The sequence below is a fragment of the Rhodococcus sp. LB1 genome (assembly GCF_001583455.1).
Classification (GTDB): Bacteria; Actinomycetota; Actinomycetes; order Mycobacteriales; family Mycobacteriaceae; genus Rhodococcus_F; species Rhodococcus_F opacus.
In genome coordinates this window covers 1-17,277 of sequence record NZ_LTCZ01000213.1, presented here as the reverse complement: position 1 = coordinate 17,277, position 17,277 = coordinate 1, and the positions used below count along the sequence as shown (strand labels likewise).

Below are 17,277 nucleotides of genomic sequence, written 5' to 3'. Positions count from 1 at the left end.
TGGTCGATCAGTTCGCGGGCCCGGGCGGCGAGACGCAGCTGATATCGGGAGTAGCGGCGATGGCCGCCCTCCGAGCGTCCGGGGGTGAGCAGCTTCGCGGCGTCGAGGCTGCGCAGGAATGTCTGTGTCACGCCGAGGATCTCGGCGGCGTGACCCATGCTGTAGGCCGGGTAGTCCTCGTCGTCGAACTTCCCGGCCGGGTTGTGGTCGGGCGAATCTTCCGGAATGGGGTGACACCCTTTCAACGGACAGGGCCCCCGGCGCCGTGAGGCACCGGGGGCCGGTTTGATTTCCTTGTTCACTGCACTTCTTTCGGCTGTCGGGCCCTCGTGCTGCCCGGCCGCCGGTGGACGTGCCGGGGCCTTACACACTCACATCAATCCTTGCCCGGCACATCCTGGTCTTGCGGTACTTCTCTGCGGGCAGTTCATTCTCTCCCGCACCTCGTGAATCGGTTGGGGCAAACAATCTCTCGCAACCGGTTGCGGTGCACCCGCACCGGTGGCCGCCCCTGCAAGCTGTAGACGGGGCGGCCACCGGTACGGATCGATCACCCGGCAGCGTGTGCGGCCGCGATACTTCTCGAGGCGGGGCGGGCGAGCTTGCTGGAGCAGAAGTCCATCAGGTACGTCCGGGTGGAGAAGTCGACGTCGTTGATCGGTGCGGACGTCACCATCACCAGAAGGCGTTGGTAGAACACGACTGGGGTGATGCCGAACTCGGGCAGGATGTATTCGTCTCCTCCGCCGAATCGGGACCATTTGGTGGCGAACGCCAGTATGGCCTGATCGTCTCGGGTCATTGTTCCTCCTCGTCCCCCGGCTGGGTGATGCTGATAACTGTCAGAGATCGTCTGCGGTGAAGCCGTTTTCGAGCCGCTGTTTGACGGCGGTGAGGAACCGGGCGGCGTCGGCGCCGTCGACGATGCGGTGATCGTAGGAGATGGACAAGTAAGCCATCGACCGCACCTCGATGCGGAGCTCACCGTCGTGGCGGCTCGGGACCAGTCGTTCGACCACCGCCCCGACACCGAGGATGCCCGTTTGGGGCTGGTTGATGATCGGGGTGTCGAACAGAGCGCCCCGGCTGCCGGTGTTGGTAAGGGTGAAGGTGCCGCCAGACAGTTCGTCCGCGCTGATCTTCCCGGTGCGGACCTTCTCGGCCTTGTCCGCGATCGCCCGGGCCAGATCTTCGATCCCGAGGGTCTGGGCATTCCGAATGACCGGCACCATCAACCCCTTTTCACTGTCGACGGCCATACCGAGGTGGCAGTGGTCGTAGTAGGTCACCGCGGTGACCTCGGTGTTCAGCGAGGCATTGAGGACCCGGTGCTCGGCCAGTGCGTCGACGGCGGCTTTGGCGAAGAACGGCAGGAACGAGAGCTTGAGTCCGGTCCGGTGCAGGAAGTCGTCCTTGCGGGCGGCCCGCAACCGGGCGATCGCGGTGACGTCGACCTCGAGCACCGTGGTCAGCTGGGCGGCGGTCTGCAGCGACTCGACCATCCGCTGGGCAATCGTGCGGCGGATGCGCGGCAACTTTGCGGTGGTCGAGCCGGCCACAGGCTGCGACGCAACGGTGCCTGCCGTGTCCGGCTCCGGCGGCGGCGAGGGAACCGCCGCCGGGGCCGGGGGCACCGACGGTGCGGTCTGTGCCGGATCCGCCGCCGGTGCCGGTATGGGTGGGGCCGCGGGAGCCGCAGCCGTGCCGCCGGATTCGGTGATGATGGCCAGTTCGGCGTCGATGGCGACGACGTCGTTCTCCTCGGCGAGGTGGCGGTGGAGAATTCCGGTGACCGGTGACGGGATCTCGGTGTCGACCTTGTCGGTGGCGACCTCGAGGAGTGGTTCCTCGGCGGTGACGTGGTCACCGGGTTGTTTGAGCCACCGGGTGATGGTGCCCTCGTCGACGCTCTCCCCGAGTGCCGGCATCCGCACCGTGGCGCCTGCGAGTTGTTCGGTTGTCATGGTGGTGTCCTGCTCCTGGCCTGTGTGCGTGCGGGTCTCGGTGATCAGCGGATGATGTCGAGCGCAGCCCGCACGATGCTGTCGGTGTCGATGCCGTGGTAGCGGTACACCTCGTCGAGGGAGCCGACCTGCCCGAACGTGCTGACCCCGAGTGCGGTGCTGCGCACCTGGTTGATGCCGGCGAGGAACGCCAGGGTGTGCGGGTGGCCGTCGAGGACGGTGACCATTGGGTTCGCACGATCGGCCGGGAACAGCTGATCGAGAATCCAGCTGTCCCCGGACCCGCGGCCGTGCCGCGCCTGCACGGCGTCGAACAGCAACCCGGGGCTGGTGATGCAGACGACGTCGGCGGGGATGCCCTGCTCCGTGAGACGGTCGGCGGCCGCCAATGCCTCGGTGATCATCGCCCCCATCGCCACGATCGTGACCTGCGCGTCATCTCGACGGACGAGGGGGTAGCCACCGGCCACCACCTGCCGGCGGCGGCGTTCGCGGGCCGCCGGGTCCGTGGGCACGGCGGCGAGGGTCTGGTCGACGGGGCGGGTGGACAGCCGCAGGTAGGCGGAGGTGCCGTCCGGGCGACCGAGCCGGCCGATGCTGGCCAGCAGGGTCCACTCGGTGTCGATCGCGAACGCGGGTTCGTAGCTGATGCACCCGGGCTGTTCGAGACCGATCGACGGGGTTTTGATCGACTGGTGCGCACCGCCTTCGGCGGCCAGGGTGACACCGGAGGGGGTGCCGACCAGGATCGATTGTCCGCCCGCGTAGATGCCGTAGGACCAGGGTTCGAGGGCGCGTTCGACGAACGGGTCGTACATCACCCCGATCGGGAACAGCGGCTGCCCCCACCGGCTCCAGGTGGCGCCGAGCTCACCCATCAGTCCGACCAGGTTGGTTTCGGCGATGCCCAGTTCCATGTGCTGCCCGGTGGGCCGCTCATTCCAGTGCATGATGGTCTCGCGGTCGTCGTCGAACCAGTTGCGGCGCTCGGCCGCGGACCACACGCCGACCTTGTTGACCCACCCACCGAGGTTGGTCGTCGAACTCACATCGGGGCTGACGGTGACCACCCGCTTCGCGGCCTCGGGGGATTCGCGGGTCAGGTCCAGCAGCACCCGGCCGAGGGCGGCCTGGGTGGTGGCGGTGCCCTTGGGAGTGCGGCCGATGTCGGTCGGGATCGCCAGCGCGGGCAGCGCCGGGATGGGGTCACGCCGCAGCCGCTCCGCGTTGCTGACGCACCGCCGCCCGGCTGGGGAGTCGGCGGCGAACCGGCCCCACGGATTCGCCGGGTCCATGCCCAGATCGGCGGCGAGCGAGGCGTATTCCTCGACCGACAGCAGCGAGGAGTGGTTCTGCGGGTGCCCCTGGGTGGGCAGCCCGTAGCCCTTGATGGTGTAGGCGATGATCACCGTGGGCCGGGTGTCGTCGATCTGCAGGTACGCGGCGGTCAGTGCGGACAGGTCGTGGCCGCCGAGGTTGCGGATCGCGGCGGTCAGGGTGGCGTCGTCGAGTCCGGCGATCAGAGCACTGATCTCGGCGCCGCCTTGGCCATTCCCGGGCAGGCGGGTGCGGACCTCGTCGGCGCTGCAGCGCAGCAGCCGCTGGTATTCGGGGTTGGGCATGTCCAGGATGCGGGTGCGCAGCGCCTGACCACCGGGACGGGTGAACAGTTCTTCGAGGAGTTTGCCGAACTTGACGGTGATCACCTGCCACCCGGCGGCGTCGAACATCTTCTCCAACCGGTTCGCGGCAATGTTCGGAATCACCCGGTCCAGGGACTGCCGGTTCAAATCGACGATCCACACGACCTCGCCGAGGTCGGCGATACCGGGATCGAGGATAGCCTCCCACACCGCGCCCTCGTCGAGTTCGGCGTCCCCGACCAGCGAGTACTGGCGACCTGTGCCGGCGCCGCCGGTGGTGGTTTCGACGTATCGGCGGGCCATGGCCCCCCAGATCGGCGCGGTGGCGCCGATGCCCACCGAGCCGGTGGAGTAGTCGACGGTGTCGGGGTCCTTGGACCGGCTGGGGTAGGACTGCAGACCACCGAATTCCCGCAGGGTGGTCAGGTACTTCTCGTCGAGTTCACCGAGCAGATAATTGATGCCATGCAAGACCGGGGAGGCGTGCGGCTTGACCGACACCCGGTCGCCCGGTTGGAGCTGTTCGAACCACAGCGAGGTCATGATCGAGACAATCGACGCGCAGGAGGCTTGGTGGCCGCCGACCTTGAGGCCGGTGGGATTGGGCCGGATGCGGTTGGCGTGATGGATCATCGAGGTGGAAAGCCACAGCACTCGCTGCCGGATCGTTTCGAGTGTCTCCAGATCCACCGAGCGCCCGGCTTCTGCGACGGGGGTCGCGGTTCCGGGGGCGACGGGCAGGGTGTTGTGCATCGGATTCTCTTTTCTCACATGTGCGGATCGCTGCGGCGTGCGCAACTACAAGAACGGCTCCGACGGGGTAGCCGGGGAGCAATCCGCTCGACCGGTGACGGGGTGGGTGCGGTCGGATGCGGTATCGGGATGCGGCGGTGCCGGGTTCTGGTCTGACCGCCGTCCAACTGTTATAACAGTGGATCAAGAATTCACCGCCTGCGCAATAGTCGGTGTTGAGATTGAGCAGAATGCACGCCGGCAGGGCACTCGAGGGAAGGTGGGATTGGCACAATGCCAAGCACACATAAGGCGGATCAGATCGACGCCCGGCTACTGCTCGCGCTCGCCGAGTCGCCGCGGGCCACGACCATTGCCCTGGCGGACCGGATAGGACTCTCACGCAACACCGTTCAGGCCCGGATGGGCAAGCTCGACGACTCGCACGCGCTGCGCTCGTTCGAGCGCCGCATCGACCCGGCGATCCTGGGATACCCGCTGCAGGCGTACATCCTGACCAACGTCACCCAACGCAAACTGGCCCGTGTCGGGGCGGCGCTCGACGGCATTCCCGAGGTGCTCGAGGTCCTCGGCCTCAGCGGTGTCGCGGATCTGCTCATCCACGTCGCCGTCCGGGACGCCGACGACCTGTATCGGGTGGCGGGGGACATCCTCGGGATCAAGGGGGTCAAACGCACCACCACCGCGCTGGTCATGCGGGAGATGGTCGACTATCGGATCACGCCGCTGGTCGAAAAGCTCACCGACTGACACCGGTCGATCCGCGCCCAGACTGCACCGACCCGGTGTTATAACATGCTTCCTGGTGGTGACAGCGATTCGAACGAGACGGAGATGGTCGTGACTACGAGCACGAGAAACCCGCAACCGCTGGTGCGGTCGCTGACTCCGACCTCCGTTCCCGAACAGGTCGCCAAGGAAATCCGCCGTTCGATCCTCTCCGGTGAACTCCGTCCGGGACAAACCTTCTCGCTGCGGGAGATCTCCGGGCAGCTCGGGGTGAGCTTCATTCCGGTCCGGGAAGCACTCAAAGAGCTCGAAGCACAGGGTCTGGTGGTGACCCGCCCCGGGAAAAGCGCGATGGTCGCCCCGCTCTCGCACGACGACCTGCACGGTATCTATCGGCTGCGCCGGCAACTGGAACCGGAAATCGCCGGCCGCGCCTGCAAACTGCTCGACGACGCCGACCTGCGTCGCCTCGACGCCTATGTGGCCATGTTCGGCGATGAGAGCCTCGACCTCGACGACATCTACCAGGCACACCACGCCTTCCATTACGAGCTGCTCCGGCCCGCCGCCAGCGCGTGGGACCTGCGCGTGCTCGACGGGTTGTGGCACGCCGCGGAACGGTATGTCCGGCTGGCGTTCTCGGGTCGCGAGTCCGAGCCGGACGAGCACGAGCGGCGGGGACACGTGCATGCGGACATCCTGACCGTCGTGCGCACCCGCAACATGAGGAAGGTCGCCGCAGCGACACGGCAGCACCTCGAGGACAACGAACAGATCGCGCTTCGGGCGCTCGACCCGATCGCGCCCTGAACGCCGCCGGCGCATGTTCACGTCGGCTCTGTGGCCGCCGAGGCCCCGGCCCCGGCGGCCTTCCCTCAGGTGAGTGTGGAGGTGTCGGCGCGGTGGTGCTGGAACCGCTTTGCGTAGTCGATGTACCAGTCGAGGGCGGCGGTGTCGGCGACGGTGGCGCGGTTGATCGCGGTCTCCGGAAAGACCCCCTGAATCAGTTTCTTGACCGGTATTTCGAGTCGCTTGCCGGTGCGGGTGGTGGGAATGGCGGGGACGTCGATGATTTCGTCCGGAACGTGCCGGGGCGAGGCCTCCCGGCGGATGGTGGTGCGAATCTTCTCCACGAGTGCGTCGTCGAGGTCGTATCCGTCGCGCAGTACCACGAACAGCGGCATGTGATAGCCGCCGTGGGGTAGTTCGGCGCCGATCACCAGGGCCTCGGCGATCTCCGGCAGCGCTTCGACGGCCTGATATATATCGGCCGATCCCATCCGGACACCGCCGCGGTTGATCGTCGAGTCCGAGCGGCCGTGGACCACGCAGCCGCCGTCGGCTTCGATGGTGATCCAGTCGCCGTGCCGCCACACCCCGGGGTAGGTCTCGAAATAGGCTTCCCGGTAACGGATCCCGTCCGGGTCGTTCCAGAAGTAGATCGGCATCGACGGCATCGGTGCGGCGATCACCATTTCCCCGACCTCCCCGACGACCGCTTCACCGGTCTCGGTCCAGGCCTGCACATCGACCCCCAGGTAGGGCCCCTGCAGTTCTCCCACCCGAACGGGGGAGAGCGGGTTGGCGCCGATGAAGCCGGTGGCCACGTCGGTGCCGCCGCTGTCCGATCCCAGGTGCACATCCGCACTGACCGCGTCGTAGATCCACCGCCAGGTGGTGTCCGGCAGCGGGGAACCGGTCGACATGATCGACCGCAACCCCGACAGGTCGAAATCGGTGCCGGGCTGGGTGCCGGCCTTTTCGCACAAGGTCAGATAGGCGGCGCCGGTACCGAATCTGGTGGCCCCGTAGCGGGCGCAGATGTCGAATTGGTGGTCGGGCCGGCCGTAAGTGGGGCTGCCGTCGTAGGTGATCACGGTGGCACCGACCGCGATCACGTCGACCAGCATGTTCCACACCACCCAGGCGGTGCTCGCGGCGATGAACACCCGATCGGTGGGGCCGAGGTCGTAGTGCAGCGCGTTGGCCTTGAGGGCTTCGAGGAGGATTCCGCCGTGCGAGTGCACGATGCCTTTCGGCAGTCCGGTGGTGCCGGAGCTGTAGAGGATCCACAGCGGATGGTCGAACGGCACCCGCTCGTACTGTGGTGCGGCGTCCCCGACCACGAGGTCGGCGTAGTCGGCGATGGTCTGCCGGTGCTCGCCGTCGTAGGGCAGGCCGATGTTGTCGACCATGATGGCGTGGCGCACGGTCGGGAGCTGGTCGAGCAGGGCGGCGAAGACGTCCCGGCGGTCGACGCGTTTGCCGTTGAACTGGTAGCCGTCCACCCCGATCAGCACGGTCGGCTCGATCTGCGCGAACCGGTCGACCAACCCTTTCACGCCGAAATCCGGTGCGCAGCAGGACCACACCGCGCCGACGCTAGCCGCGGCGAGCACCGCGACGACGGTGGGCGCGATGTTCGGCAGCATCGCCGCGATCCGGTCCCCGGGGCGCACCCCGATCGTCCGGAAGTGGGCGGCGAGGTTGGCGACCTGCGCGACCAGCTCGGCCCGCGAGAGTTCCCCGGTCGTGCCGGTTTCGTCGACCGAAATGATTGCGGGCCCGGTCTGATCGGTATCGCGGAGCAGGTTTTCGGCCCAGTTCAGCCGGGTGCCGGGGAACCACCGGGCCCCGGGCATCTGGGGGTCGACGAGCACCGTCTGCGGGGGCGCCGAGGCGATGACGTCGAAGTACTCCCAGATCGAGAGCCAGAACTTCTCGAGGTCGCTGATCGACCAGCACAACAGCGAGTCGAAGTCGGTGGTGCAGACGTTCTTCTCGGCTGCGAGCCAGCGTTGGTATCGGCTCATGTTCGAGGCGAAGACCCGCTCGGGCGGCGGGGTCCACAACACTTCACGTCCTGGGGCGGTCATTGTTGGTGCGTCCTTTCCGGCTCCCGCCGCCACGGGCAGACGTGGTGTCCTGGTCTGCCCGTGGCGGGAGGGGTTCGTGCGGTGGGGTCAGCGTGAGAGCACGGTGCCGAGTGCGCGGGTGAGCTCGTCGGCGGGGTCGGCGACGGCGCCGGTGCTGCGCCAGGCGACGTGGTTGTCGGGGCGGACCAGGATCGCCCCGGTGTCGTCGATCTGGCGGAGTTCACTCCAGCGGCCGGTGGGGTCGGCGTAGTCGGTGCCGGCGCCGATCTGAGCGACCTTGATCTGGATACCGAACTTGTCGTTGGCCAGCTGGGCGGCGTCGGACCAGGCGGCTCCGTCTGCGGCGGTGATGAGCACGAAGTGAGCGTTGTTGCCGGTGAGGTCGTGGGTGGAGATCTGTCGACCGTCGTGCTCGAGCCAGGCGTGCGGGAGTCGGTGCCCGGGGCGGGTGGTGGGGTGGTAGTTGTGCCCCATCGGATCGCGCGGCGGTGCCTCGGTGCTGTCCGGGACGAGGGCCCCGTCGCGGTAGGCGAAGCCGATTTCGAGGTCGTGGGCCTGGAATTCGGTGCGCTGGGTACTGATCACCTCGGCCGCGCGGGCCCGGCGGGTCTCGCCCATCGGGGTGTCGGAGAAGTAGTCCCGGAACACCTGGACCTGGGCTTCGAGCGGCTGGCCGGGGATCAGGCCGAGGCCGGCGTCGACGACCATGTGGTTGAGGAAAGTGAACATGGCCCAGTCGACGTTGCGCATGCCGACGAGCCGGCGTTCGGGCTCGTAGGTGTCGAGCAGGGCGGGGGCGGCGTCACCCTTGATCACCGCGGCCAGCTTCCATACCAGGTTGTGGGCGTCCTGGATGGCGGTGTTCAGGCCCAGACCGGTGGTGGGCGGGTGCCGGTGGGCGGCGTCGCCGGCGAGGAAGATCCGGCCGACCTGGTACTTGTCGGCGAGCACCCCTTCGAGGATCCAGTGGCTGACCTTGTGGATCTTCAACTCGAGGTCGGGCAGCTTGAGCAGCTCGCGCAGCCGCGGAACGATCGCCTCTTCGTCGAACCGGGCGGGATCGTCCGGGCGGAAGGTGAAGTGCAGGACGAATTCTTCCGAGTGCTTGCCCCACGTGGGGCCCATGGCGGCCATGGCGCCGCTGTTCCAGGATCCGGCGCCCTCGGGGTTGAGTAGCCAGGTGATCAGGACGTCGTCCTCCCACCACTGCGAGAGGTCGGCGGTGAAGTGGGTGCTGACCATGTCGAGGATCCCGGTCGGGCCTTCCATTGTCACCCCGAGTTCGGGTCCGACGGTCTTGCCGCCGTCGGCGGCGACCATGTACTGGGCGTGGACGGTGTAGGTCTCCTGGGTGTCGCGGTTCAGGACGACGGCGTGGATTCCGTTCTCGTCCTGCTCGAAGGAGACGAGTTCGCGGCCGAAGTGGATCGAGTCCGGTGCTCGCTTCTCGGCGTGCTCACGCAGGAGGGGTTCGAGCCGGATCTGCGGGTAGTTGGTGGACGGGCACGGGCTGTCGACCGCGTATGCGCTCTCGAGTCGTCCGCCGCCGAACGATTCGAGGGTGTACAGGGTGCGCCCGTCGAGTTCGCCGTCGCCGCCGAGGGAGGTGACCCAGCGGGTCTTACCCATGTTCTTCGGCGGGGTGCCTACCTCGTAGATCGAGTCCGCTACGCCGACCTGGCGCAGCACCTCCATGGTGCGCTGGTTGAGGTAGTGGGCCTTGGGCAGGTGGGAGGTGCTGGTGTGCCGCTCGACGAGGTGGTGGTCGATGCCGTGCTCGGACAGCAGGATCGAGGTGGTCAGGCCACACCCGCCTCCGCCGACGATGAGGACGGGAACGGTGATCTCAGACATGGCTGGTGCTCCTGGAAACAGTGGTGAGTGGGTGCGGGCGGGTGGAAGCGGCGAAGTGGTGGCGCATCTCGCCGATGGTGTCGGCGCGGCTGACGAGTTCGTCGTCGACACCGATGAGCCGTTTCGGATCGCGGGTGAAGCCGATCCCCGAGGGGGTGCCGGTGAAGATGAGGTCGCCGGGGCGCAGCGGCAGAATCGACGACAGGTAGGACACGAGGACCGGGATCGGGAAGATCAGGTGCCGGGTGCGTGAATTCTGCATCAGCTCGCCCGACAGAACCGTGCTGACCTCGATGTCGTCGGGGTCGGCGAATTCGTCGGGGGTGACCAGCACCGGCCCGATCGGGGCGAAACCGGCGAACGACTTGCCGAGGGTGAACTGCTGCGGTGGGGGACCGGACAGCTGCAGGTCCCGCTCGGACAGGTCCTGGCCGAGGGTCAGCCCGGCCACGTACTCCCAGCCCTCGGAGGCGGGGACGTTGCGGGCTTCCTTGCCGATGACCGCCACGAGTTCGACTTCGAAATCGACCGAGCCGCCGGGGTGTTCGATGGTGTCGTAGGGGCCGGTGATCGAGGCGGGGAACTTGGTGAACACGAACGGAGCGTCGGGCAGAGTCAGCCCGGACTCCTCGACGTGGTCGGCATAGTTCACGCCGACGGCGAAGATCTGGCCGGGCCGGGGAACCGGGGCGCCCAGCTCCGACTCGACCACCGGTGCCCCGTCGGTGAAGTCCACCGTGGCTGCCCATGCGGTGAACTCGTCCCACCGGTCGTAAATCTGCTGGGGTTCGGCGGAGAAGCGGCCCCCGCTGGCCGCCTCGACGTCGACAGCGATCCCGTCCGCCACGACCTGGAGCCGGCCGGCTTGGTTTGCCACACGCATGAGAAATAGTCCTTAGATAGGAGTGGAGTGCCGCTGGGTCGGGCCGAGCGCGAGCAGCTCAGCTGGTCAGTGCCGCCATCGGGTCGGGCAGGTCCGGGCTGGTCTGCAGGGCCCAGGAGTGGGTAGTGATCTCCGAGACCGGGGTGCCCTGGACCAGTGCTTGCCGCATCAGTTCCGGGACGAACGACACCCCGACCGGGTTGCTGCCGTACTCCGGGCCGTTCATATAAGCCGTCGCCTCGTCGGGAGTGGTGAAGTTGTCGATCTGCAGCTCCACGAAGTTGCCGTCCGGATCCTGGTAGTACAGCGACGTCGTCACCCCGTGCTGGATCGGCACCTTCGGCTCGATCCCCTTCTCCTTCAACGAGTCGTACCGATCGAGCAGATCGTCGAGGGTGTCGAAGGTGTACGCGGTGTGGTGCATGCCCGCCGCACCCGGATTGCGGGGCTCGAGCTGCACCGGGGCGCCGAGCAGCGCGACCCGGTGGTGCTCCTCGTCGAAGGTGATGAAGCACAATCCGTGCCCTTCGTAGACCACGTGCGCATCCAGCACGGTGCAATACCAGTCGCGCATCTCCTCGAACCGGCTCGTCTGCAATACGACGTGCGCGAACTTGGGGGTGGCGGTCATCGTTGACTCCTTCGATACCGATCACGGTCGGGTGACCGGAGGGATGTGTGAGACCCGGGTTCGAAATGTCGTTCCACAGCTAGGGTGGATTCCTCCCCGGAGCTATATTTGATAACAGATCGCGTGGCCGCGACCCTGTGCCGAAAACCTTTCGCTGTGGTCCCCGTCACGTTGTTGTCTCCCCATTTCACGAGATTCCATCGCGGATGGCTAGTGGCTGGGGAACAGGAACTTCGGGGGAAATTGGTTTACAGCCCAATTCGGGTGATGTGTTGGCTGTAGCGTTGACGTACGGAAAGGATGTGGGGTGCCGCACTGGACTGGGGAACTGTCGGGAGCACGGGCCCGGCAACCGGAGCTCGAGTGGCTCAGCCCGGACGCCGACCGCGTTCGCGCCGCCCTCGGCGACGGCGCGGTGACCTGGGCCGTCGAAGTCGGTCAGGACATTGCCGCCACGATCTCGCGGAAAGTTCCCGCCGTGGACGACGGAGCGCCACCTCTGGACGCGATTCGGCGAGCCACCACGGCGACCGTGTTCCGGGCACTGACACTGGTCGCCGGTCTCGGCGAATCAGAACCCACTCTGGCCAGTGCCGAGGTGGAGGACATCGCCCGCGACTTCGCCCGCCGAGGCATGGAACTCGACGATCTGCTCCGGACCATCCGCGTCGGATATGCCGTGCTGGCGGCCGCACTTCTCGACGCGGCGACCCGCCTGCTGCCGCCGAGCGAGAGCAGCGGCGAGCTGCGCCGCATCTCCGTGCTGCTCTTCGAGGTGCTTGACGACTTCACCGGAGTGGCCGCCGCGGCCTTCCTCGAGGAGCAGAGCGCGTGGGCAGCAGGGGTATCGGCGGCCCGGCTCGACCTCGTCACCAAGATCATCGCCGCGGATCCCATCGAACCCGCCCACGCCGAACAGGTCCTCGGCTACCCCCTCGGCGGGCACCACGTGGCCCTCATCGCCTGGAGCGGCCCACACTCGAACCACGACCTCCGGACCGTCGTCGACCCGGTACTGCGGCATTGGGGAACACCCACAGCATCACTGGTGATCCCTGTCGGTCTCCAGGCGATCTGGGCGTGGGGGGCGATCACCCCGGACCCGACCCGAGCCCTGACCTCCTCCCTACCCGACTTCGTTGACACCTTCGTTGTCGCCGGTCAACTCGGATCCGGGATGGACGGGTTTCGTCGAAGCCACCTCGAGGCCCGCGCGGTCGAACGGCTGGTTCGCCTCCGCTCAGGCCATCCACCCACCACCACCGCGCACGAGCGCATCGGCTTGGAAGTGCTCCTGCTCGCCGACCCGGAAGCCGCGGCGCAGTTCGCCTCCCGTCTGCTCGGCCCGCTCGCCGGCGACGACCCACGGATGGCCGACCTGCGGTCGACCCTGAGCCTCTATCTCGACATGGACCACAGCCTGGCCAAAGTCGCCTCGGCGGAGCACATCTCCAAGAACACTGTGACCTATCGAGTGCAGAAGGCTTTGAGCCTGTGCACACCTTCGGATGGGTCGACCACGGACCTGCGTGCCGCGCTCCGCATTTATGAGTGGCTTAAAGACGCCGCCATCGCTCCGTGGTAGCGACCGTAGGCCGACAGCCCGAACCCCCGGCTGGTCCAGAAACCAAAAGTCGGCGACAACGCTGGGCTCTGCAGTAGTGCGAACTGGGTAACTGATGCGGTCTACTTGTGGTGTAGGACACAGCGGGTCGTGAAAGCCCGAAGGCCAGCGGCACCCGTCCCGTCCGTTCTCCACGGTTCGTTGCGCTGAAAGCCGCAGTCGACAGAAGGAAGATTTACCATGCATACCCCCTCGAGTCCTGTCCAGGAAACATTCAAGGACGTGATGGCACACGTGGCCACTCCGGTCGCCGTCGTGACCTCCATGGACGGCGGCCTGCCCTTCGGCACCACCGTCAGCGCCTTCACCTCTTTGTCGATGACACCCCCGATGGTCCTGGTCTCCCTGGACCGCGGATCGGAGACGCTCGAACTGATCACGGCATCGAAGAAGTTCGGATTGAACGTGTTGGGTCGCGACCAGCAAGGCACCGCGCTGAAGTTCGCGAAGAAGGGCGGAATAGGCAAGTTCCACGGCGTGCGGTGGGACCTCGACCACGAACTTCCCCGAATCGCCGGCGCCGCCGGCTGGATCGCCTGCCACGTCGCCCAGTTCGTCGAGGGCGGAGATCATGTGGTCGTGCTCGGCAACGTCGTTGCGGCAGAGAACAACTACAGCGAGCCGCTCACCTATCACCGCCGCGTATTCGGCACGCACTCGGCGCTCGAATCCGTATAGCACTGCCGGCGTCGATTACGTCGCGACCACAGCCATTCGGCAGCAGCACCGAAATATTCTGCAAAGGAAGGCACGCCATGACGACCTCGTTCGCGCCCCGCGCCTCGCACCATCGGTCATGGTCGACGATCGCAGCTGGTAGCCGCGCTCTCGCCGCCGGCGAGCTGATCATCCTGAGCCATCACCACCGCGTGGTGCTCGTCGGGTGCGCCGGCGCCGCGACCACCGAGCAGCTGGCCTTCCTGATCCGCCACACCACAGGATTTCTGCAGGTGGCGCTGCACGAACGTGTCTGTGACCGTCTCGTCCTGCCGGAAGCGACCCCGACGGTTCGTGCCAGCTCCACGCTCGGCCACGGTCAATGTGTCACCGTCGACGCCGCTGCCGGTATTACCACCGGGATTTCCGGCGCCGACCGGGCGCGCACGGCCCGCATCCTCGCCGACCCGGCCACGGAGCCAGGCGATCTCACCCGTCCCGGGCACCTGGTCCCGGTGCGCGTGACACCCACCGAGTTCCGGATCCGCGCGACCACTGCGTCCCTCGCCCTCGCACTCACCGAGACGGCTGAATCCCAGTACTCGGGCGCGGTGTTCGCCGACCTCGACGGCATCGCTGACCCGACAGACGTCGGCGATCGAGGCGATGCCCAGATCCTTGCCGACCGGTACGGGATCACACTCGTCGCCGGCCCGGATCCCGCGTGCACCTTCCGCTGACCCCCGCCGTGCCGTACGCGGCACGCACACCCCACCAACCAGCATCCGCACACCACCGGCGCGGTTCCCGCATGCCCTGAGCTGTGCCGATGGGCCCAGAAACTAACAAGCACCACCCCACACATCGGAGGAAACAATGGACATCACCCGCACCGAACTGATGGACCGGGTGCACGCCCTGGTACCCGCCTTCGCCGAACGCGCCCAGAAGACCGAGGAGAATCGCGCTCCCCTCGACGAGACGATCACCGACCTCATCGACTCGGGAATCCTGGCCACGCTGACCCCCAAGGAGTACGGCGGACTCGAACTCGGACTCGACGTCGCCGCCGAGATCGTCCGCACCATCAGCGCGGTCTGCCCGTCGACCGGCTGGGTCACCTCCTTCTACATCGGAGCGGCCTGGCGGGTGAACATCTTCACCGAACAGGCCCAACGAGAAGTGTTCGCCGACAAGCCCTACACCCTCACCGCCGGTACCGCGGCCCCGCTCGGGCAGGTGCAGAAGGTTGACGGCGGCTACCGCATCACCGGGCAGACGGCCTGGAACTCCGGATCGGTGCACGCGGAATGGTTCACCTTCGCAGGCGTCGTATTCGAGGAGGGCAGCGCCCCCACTCCGTTGTGGTTCCTCGTGCCCCGTGAGGATGTCAAGGTCCTCGACACCTGGTACATCGCCGGCATGTCCGGCACCGGCAGCAATGACATCAGCGTCGACGACGTGTTCGTCCCGGATTACCGCACCGGTCCGTTCGCGCTCGCCCTCGCCGGCGCCGCTCCCGGGCAGCTGATCCACCCCAACCCCATGTACCACCTGCCCTTCCTGCCGTTCGCGATGGCCGAGGTCACCCCGGTCGTCGTCGGTGCCCTCCGCGGTGCGGCGGACGCGTTCGTCCAGCGCACCAAGGACCGGCAGGGAACCATCAGTCAGGAGAAGGCCTCCGGCAAACAGGCCGCCCAGATGCGCCTCGGCCGGGCGCTCGCCGCGGCGGATGCCGCCGAAACCCTCCTCGACGCCTTCTTCGAACGCCTCACCGCACAGCGACCTGAGCAGTCCGACCCCCGCGATCGTGCCGAAATGAAGCTCAAGGCAGCATATCTGGCGGATCTGGCCCGCAACGCCCTCAACGACATGGTTCGCGGAATCGGCGGAGACGGGTACCGGACCTCCGCGCCGATCCAACGGTTCTTCCGTGACCTGTCCGTGCTGTCGGTGCACGCCTTCCTCGACATCGACACCGCCTCGGAAACCATCGGCCGGTTCACCCTCGACCTTCCCGTCGCCGATCCGCTCCTCTGACCGGATACTGCTACCCCTCACCCCGAGCCTCCGCCGCAGCGCGAACCGCGGCAGCCAAGGCTCGGGATGGGCAATCGAGTAGTCGTGCAGGCACCCGACCCCGTACCCACACCACCGTCTGCACAGGATCAGGAGCAAGCACTGGTGAACAGCAACTCGACGATCGAATGCCTCGACAACGCAGCCAGAGACCTGCTGTTCGCGGGAGCGCGAACAGTCAACAATTTCGCCCCGACCCCGGTCAGTGATGAGGAACTCGCACAGATCTGGGAAATGACCCGCTGGGCGCCCACGGCAGCGAATTCCCAGCCGATGCGCGTGCACTTCATCCGCACCGACGCCGCTCGCTGCCGACTGCTCGACCATCTCGACGAGGGTAACCGTGAGAAGACGGCGTCAGCGCCCGTCACCGCAATTCTCGCCGGCGACAGCCAATTTCACGAGCACCTGCCCCGGCTGCTGCCCATCCGGCCACAGATCCGTGACGTCTTCGCCGNNTCCGTGACGTCTTCGCCGACAACGACGCGCTGCGCGAGCGCACCGGCAACTTCAACGCCGCCCTGCAGGCGGGGTACTTCATCCTCGCCATCCGTGCCGCCGGCCTGGCGGCTGGGCCGATGGCCGGCTTCGACTCCACAGGAATGGACACCGAATTCTTCTCCGGAACAACCTGGAGATCCGTCCTGGTCGTCAACATCGGACACCCCGGTTAGAATCCGTGGTTCGAGCGTCTCCCCAGACTCGACACCTCAGAGACCGTGCGCTGGGCATGAGGGCTGTAGACGGCTCCCCAGCGCGTGCCCGTCCCGAACTCAGATCGACCCCCACCACTTTCGGGGCCATCTCCGTCACATCACCAGAGAAAGAGAGTCCGCGATGACCACAGCCACGACCGAGGTCGAGACCACCCGCAAACTTCTCCAAGCTGCTGACACCGACATCGCAGCGTTCTTCGACTACTTCTCCGACGACTGTGTCTTCCACATGGGCAACAACGCCCCTGTCATCGGTAAAAACGCGATCCAGTCCTGGGTAGCGCAATACCTGACCTCGGTGGCATCGATGCGCCACGAGATCATCGAAGAATGGTCGGAGGGGAACGTGGCCGCGCTCCGGGTGGAGGTCACCTACACCTTGCAGAACTGCGAGTCCTTCACACTCCCCGCCGTCACGCGCACCCGCGTCGATAACAACAAAGTGACCGAGTACCTGATCTTCATGGACCCCAGCCCCGTTGCCTCGGGCACCTCGCAATAGCAGCAGCGCCCAAGTCGGACCGCGGGCCCAATGGGTGGGCACAACAAGGCCCTAATAAGTGAACACCCCGGTCGTCGGTCGGTCGCCATGTGGTCGTGGGGCGCGCATGGATGGACGGATTCGTGGTGGACGGACGGACGGTGCCGATGACGGGAATCGAACCCGCGTATTCAGCTTGGCAAGCTGATGTTCTTCCATTGAACTACATCGGCGCACACGATATTGGGCGCCTGCAGGCAGGCCCAACACCCCGCGGCGGAAACGTCGCGCCCACGGATTTGCCGGGATCACGGACAGGATCCAGCGGGTCAACACTCGAGCTGGGGCTCGCCTCGCCGGCACCTGTTTTAGCCTGGATGCACCGAT

At 66.7% G+C, this 17,277-nt stretch carries 15 protein-coding genes, 1 tRNA gene and 1 pseudogene; 8 read left to right on the top strand and 9 right to left on the bottom strand.

The features are described 5' to 3' along the window. The 4 genes from AZG88_RS25890 to AZG88_RS25875 form a co-directional block, all read right to left on the bottom strand. Window positions 1-302: helix-turn-helix domain-containing protein (locus tag AZG88_RS25890; protein WP_156517622.1), on the bottom strand; the 302-nt coding region annotated here is incomplete at its 3' end. A 248-nt stretch (window positions 303-550) separates the two neighbouring features. After that, complete coding sequence (locus AZG88_RS25885) at window positions 551-802, bottom strand: DUF3263 domain-containing protein (protein ID WP_061699615.1); 252 nt, start codon at window positions 800-802, stop codon at window positions 551-553. A 40-nt stretch (window positions 803-842) separates the two neighbouring features. Next, the gene (locus tag AZG88_RS25880) at window positions 843-1,964 is read right to left on the bottom strand and encodes a 2-oxo acid dehydrogenase subunit E2 (RefSeq protein ID WP_061699614.1); all 1,122 of its coding nucleotides are present in this window, start codon (window positions 1,962-1,964) and stop codon (window positions 843-845) included. A 44-nt stretch (window positions 1,965-2,008) separates the two neighbouring features. After that, on the bottom strand, window positions 2,009-4,360 hold the full coding sequence (locus AZG88_RS25875) for a transketolase-like TK C-terminal-containing protein (protein WP_061699613.1): 2,352 nt from the start codon (window positions 4,358-4,360) through the stop codon (window positions 2,009-2,011). A gap of 273 nt (window positions 4,361-4,633) precedes the next feature. On the opposite strand from AZG88_RS25875, the gene AZG88_RS25870 reads away from it, so the two are divergent. Next, window positions 4,634-5,110, top strand: coding sequence for an Lrp/AsnC family transcriptional regulator (locus tag AZG88_RS25870; RefSeq protein ID WP_061042925.1), 477 nt, complete (start codon window positions 4,634-4,636; stop codon window positions 5,108-5,110). An 84-nt stretch (window positions 5,111-5,194) separates the two neighbouring features. Next, window positions 5,195-5,899, top strand: a complete 705-nt coding sequence (locus tag AZG88_RS25865; protein ID WP_061042926.1) for a GntR family transcriptional regulator — start codon at window positions 5,195-5,197, stop codon at window positions 5,897-5,899. 65 nt (window positions 5,900-5,964) lie between these two features. Here the strand turns inward: AZG88_RS25865 and AZG88_RS25860 are convergent, their stop codons facing one another. From AZG88_RS25860 to AZG88_RS25845, 4 genes are all read right to left on the bottom strand, one after another. Next, a complete protein-coding gene (locus tag AZG88_RS25860) occupies window positions 5,965-7,965 on the bottom strand; it encodes an acetoacetate--CoA ligase (RefSeq protein ID WP_061699612.1) in 2,001 nt (666 codons plus the stop codon). Window positions 7,966-8,052: 87 nt separating this feature from the next. Further along, a complete protein-coding gene (locus tag AZG88_RS25855) occupies window positions 8,053-9,819 on the bottom strand; it encodes an FAD-dependent oxidoreductase (RefSeq protein ID WP_061699611.1) in 1,767 nt (588 codons plus the stop codon). Then, entirely contained in the window at window positions 9,812-10,702 is an 891-nt protein-coding gene (locus AZG88_RS25850; protein WP_061042929.1) for a fumarylacetoacetate hydrolase family protein, read from the bottom strand. The genes AZG88_RS25855 and AZG88_RS25850 overlap by 8 nt, the downstream gene beginning before the upstream one ends. A gap of 58 nt (window positions 10,703-10,760) precedes the next feature. Next, window positions 10,761-11,333, bottom strand: a complete 573-nt coding sequence (locus AZG88_RS25845; RefSeq protein ID WP_061042930.1) for a VOC family protein — start codon at window positions 11,331-11,333, stop codon at window positions 10,761-10,763. Between the two features lie 307 nt (window positions 11,334-11,640). Between AZG88_RS25845 and AZG88_RS25840 the strand changes: the two genes are divergently transcribed. The 6 genes and pseudogenes from AZG88_RS25840 (at window position 11,641) to AZG88_RS25815 (ending at window position 16,911) form a co-directional block, all read left to right on the top strand. Continuing rightward, window positions 11,641-12,918 carry a PucR family transcriptional regulator gene (locus tag AZG88_RS25840; RefSeq protein ID WP_061699610.1) on the top strand — a complete coding sequence of 426 codons (1,278 nt, stop codon included), beginning with the start codon at window positions 11,641-11,643 and terminating at the stop codon, window positions 12,916-12,918. Between the two features lie 219 nt (window positions 12,919-13,137). Beyond that, the gene (locus AZG88_RS25835; RefSeq protein WP_061699609.1) at window positions 13,138-13,635 is read left to right on the top strand and encodes a flavin reductase family protein; all 498 of its coding nucleotides are present in this window, start codon (window positions 13,138-13,140) and stop codon (window positions 13,633-13,635) included. A gap of 77 nt (window positions 13,636-13,712) precedes the next feature. Further along, complete coding sequence (locus tag AZG88_RS25830; RefSeq protein WP_061699608.1) at window positions 13,713-14,354, top strand: 3,4-dihydroxy-2-butanone-4-phosphate synthase; 642 nt, start codon at window positions 13,713-13,715, stop codon at window positions 14,352-14,354. Between the two features lie 136 nt (window positions 14,355-14,490). Continuing rightward, on the top strand, window positions 14,491-15,654 hold the full coding sequence (locus tag AZG88_RS25825; protein WP_061699607.1) for an acyl-CoA dehydrogenase family protein: 1,164 nt from the start codon (window positions 14,491-14,493) through the stop codon (window positions 15,652-15,654). Between the two features lie 141 nt (window positions 15,655-15,795). Continuing rightward, window positions 15,796-16,367 (top strand): annotated as a pseudogene (locus tag AZG88_RS25820) (malonic semialdehyde reductase). Window positions 16,368-16,530: 163 nt separating this feature from the next. Next, window positions 16,531-16,911 (top strand): nuclear transport factor 2 family protein, encoded by a 381-nt coding sequence (locus tag AZG88_RS25815; protein ID WP_061699606.1) that lies wholly within the window; start codon window positions 16,531-16,533, stop codon window positions 16,909-16,911. A 141-nt stretch (window positions 16,912-17,052) separates the two neighbouring features. On the opposite strand, the gene AZG88_RS25810 is transcribed toward AZG88_RS25815, so the two are convergent. Then, window positions 17,053-17,123: transfer RNA gene (locus AZG88_RS25810), tRNA-Gly, on the bottom strand. Window positions 17,124-17,277 lie beyond the last annotated feature (154 nt).